General features: G+C 43.5%; 1 protein-coding gene. It reads right to left on the bottom strand.

The window, feature by feature from the left end; all coding sequences use genetic code 11:
* Positions 1–43 precede the first annotated feature (43 nt).
* Positions 44–493 (bottom strand): hypothetical protein, encoded by a 450-nt coding sequence (locus tag P378_RS10975; RefSeq protein WP_099083281.1) that lies wholly within the window; start codon positions 491–493, stop codon positions 44–46.
* Between the last annotated feature and the right edge of the window lie 548 nt (positions 494–1,041).

Genomic DNA, 1,041 nt, shown 5'->3' with positions numbered 1-1,041 from the left:
AAGCGGCGTCTTGTCATGTACTGGGCAAATTCCTTGGTTAAGATCAGGTCACCGTGGTTTCACTGACCAAGATCAAGTGGTCCTGGTCATAGACAATCTCTTTAGGCATCCCTCCATAATATTCAAAGGCGTTTTCATGGGCCTGGATCACGTCCCGGGTGGTGAATGGACTGGCCGACCATTCTACATATTTGTAGCGGGAGTGGGCGAGGACAAAGCGATAAACCAGAGTCTGACCGACTGCCGTTTGCGTCCAAAAGCTTTGTTTCTCCGAAGTCCATCTGGCTTGATGCCCCATGGGCGGATCTTCGATTGCTTCGTATTGACGCTTATGGACAATTTTTGGGATATCATACTCCTCTCTCAGCCATCGAATATAGTTTCTGACTGTGCCTTCGCAAACGTTGGTAGAGAATTTTTTCTCCATTAGCCAGTCCAGCACCTGGGCTGCCGACAAATCGGGRTATGTTTTGAGCCAGCCCGCTATCTCCAACTTATATTCATCCAGTTTCTTTTRTCTGGTTTGGCTGTCACGGTTAATTCTTTCCAGGTCATCCGTTGTGGCGCTTAAATGTGYGTAAACCGTGTTCCGGCAGATACCCAGCTCCTGGCAATTTGAGAGACGTTCAATCCCATTTCTTTAAGTGAYTGAATCTCGTAGTACATCTTCCACCTTTCTCTATTGTTCATAATTTCCTCCCGCCCATGATGAAGTGGTTTGAATAATTTCCAGTTCCATCATAGCCGAAAAGGAGGATTTTGGTATATAGTGTTCATTCTTATTTGTTGAAATTTGTTGATTTTATTTTATCACCGAAGTTTGGCGTAAAAATTTTCCAGTACCAGGCGTAGCAAGGGCTGAAGCCATACGCCAATAATATTTTTGGGACTACAATGTATTTTCTAAGGATTTTTTTATCTGTTTTAATGCCTTTGGTTTTAATAATCTTTCGCAGTTAAAGAGTTTTGCCCATTCTTTTTGTTCCTCCGTCATTTCTGTTACGGTAAGTGAATAACCAGGGTGCCTTTGATACCTACCTG

The sequence above is a fragment of the Desulforamulus profundi genome, assembly GCF_002607855.1.
Note: the sequence above shows the minus strand (reverse complement) of the source record. Positions and strands in the feature narration are given on the sequence as shown.